This is a genomic window from Actinocorallia lasiicapitis (assembly GCF_054778695.1).
Genome location: NZ_BAAGZI010000609.1, coordinates 1 through 2,234 on the forward strand (window position 1 = coordinate 1; position 2,234 = coordinate 2,234).

Annotated in this window: 2 protein-coding genes; both read right to left on the bottom strand. The window is 73.2% G+C overall.

All coding sequences use genetic code 11. The features are described 5' to 3' along the window. On the bottom strand, positions 1-809 hold an 809-nt coding region (locus ACYVE7_RS32845; protein WP_460370324.1), incomplete at its 3' end, for a hypothetical protein. A 4-nt stretch (positions 810-813) separates the two neighbouring features. Then, the coding region (locus tag ACYVE7_RS32850) for a class I adenylate-forming enzyme family protein (protein ID WP_460370325.1) at positions 814-2,234 on the bottom strand (1,421 nt) is incomplete at its 5' end.

Genomic DNA, 2,234 nt, shown 5'->3' on the forward strand with positions numbered 1-2,234 from the left:
CGCAGCCGCCGGTGCATCCCGGCCAGCCGCAGGCAGGTCCGCCACCGGCCCAGCCGGTCGGCGGCCCTGGTGAGGCTCGGCCCCAGCTTCGGCACGGCGAGCGCAGCCGTCAGCAGCAGCACCCCGATCGGCGCGATGAGGTCGGCGGTCGTCTTGTAGGCCTGGTCGAGGGCGTCGACCCCGAACCAGTGCGCGACGATCGCGGCGATCCCGACCAGCGGGAACGCCGCGATGTCCAGCCCGTAGGCCGCGTACAGCAGCAGCCCGCGCCGCAGCCACGGGACGGGCCGGTAGGCGGGCAGCCGCGCCCAGGTGAAGCACCAGTAGGCGAGGGTGGCGTGGCCGATGAACACCCACGCCAGCCAGACCAGCGAGAACGCCGCGACGGTCGGCTGGGTCGCGTAGTAGGTGTTGAAGTCCTGGGTCCGCTCCACCGGCACCGACGACAGCGCGAACAGGATGCTCAGGGCGCCGATGCACACCAGGCAACCGGCGATGATCTTCCAGGCGGTCGGCGCGGCCTGCCGTCCCGGATAGCGCCACAGCAGCGCCAGCACCAGGTAGCAGGCGCCCGACATGGTCTGGATGGCCGCGACCAGCAGGGTCGTCAGATTGGGCACGCCGGACGCCCCGTCCACCGCCAGCACCGTCGCGGGCGACGCCAGGTACACCGTCAGACCGGTGCACAGGATCGCCGCCGACAGGGTCCAGAGGCGGGGGCTCTCCCACTGGCCGCGCAGGAAGCGCACCTTGTAGCCGAACCAGAGCGCGATGATGATCGCGCATCCGGTGAAGACGACGGTGCGCATCGGCTCAGCCCCCCGAGCCGGGGCTGTGCAACGCCCGTTCGCGGAGCGCCCCCTTGTCGACCTTCCCGTTGGCGAGCAGCGGCAGCCCCGGCACCGGGACGAAGACGCGCGGCAGTTTGTGCGCGGCGAGGCGGTCCCGGCAGTAGCCGTCGAGACCGGCGGCCGTCTCGGCGGACGCCACCACGAACGCGACGCCCGCCTCGTGCAGCTCCGGATCGGGGACGCTCACCACGGCCGCCGCGGCGACCTGCGGATGGGTCTCGATCGCCAGCTCCACCTCGCGCGGGAACACCGAGTAGGCGCCCGACTTGTACATCTCCCGGAGCCGTCCGACCAGGGTGACGGTCCCGTCCGGGCGCTGGACGCCCAGATCGCCGGTGCGCAGGAACCCGTCCGCGGTGAAGACCTCGGCGGTCTCCGCCGGCAGATCGAGATAGCCGGTCATGAGGCACGGGTTGCGCAGCTCGATCTGCCCGGCGGAGCCCTGCGCGACGGGAACGCCGTCCTCGCCGACGATCCGCAGCTCCAGCCGCGGGTCGGGCCGGCCGATCGTGGTGGCCAGAGTCTCGTCGTCGGCGTCGGGGTCGCTGTAGGCGACCGAAACGCAGGTCTCGGTCAGCCCGTAGACGGTGTCGAGGCGGGCGCCCGTCGCGCGCAGCGCCGGGATCAGCTCCCGCGGCATCGACGCGCCGCCCCACCCGACGTACCGCAGCGACGAGACGTCGGCGGCGGCCCACGCGGGCGTCGACAGCACGAGCTGGAAGAGGATCGGGATCTGCCCCCACAGGGTGACCCCGGCGCGTTCGATCACCCCGGGCACGGCCGCCGGGTCGATCTGCTCCATGAACGCCACCGAGCCGCCCATCGCGATCGGCACCGAGACCAGGTCCATGACCCCGCCCACATGGCTGACCGGCAGGTTCGCCAGCGAGACGCAGGGTGTGTGGAACATCCTGGTCGCCTGGAGCCGGCAGCCCTCGGCGAACGCCCGGTGCGACAGGACGACGCCCTTCGGCCGTCCCGTGGTGCCGGAGGTGTAGACGATCAGCCCGGGGTCGGCGGGCGAACCGCCGGGCTCGGCCTGCGCGCCGTCGCCGCGCGCGATCAGCGCCGTGTAGCCGAGGACCTCGGGGACGTCGGCGGACAGCTCGTGCGGCACCATCCCGACCAGCAGCGACGGCTTGCAGTCGGCGAGCACCGAGCCCAGCTCGGCCGGGGTGTTCGCCGGGTTGAGCCCGATCCAGACCGCGCCGATCCGCGACACCGCGAAGAACAGGGTGAGGAACTCGGGGCGCGGCGTCGACAGGACCGCGACCCGGTCGCCCGGCTTGATCCCCGAGGCGGCCAGCGCGGCCGCGCACAGCGCGACGTCGGCGGCCGCCTGCCGGTAGGTGCGGCGTACCCCGTCCAGCTCGTCGAAGGGCG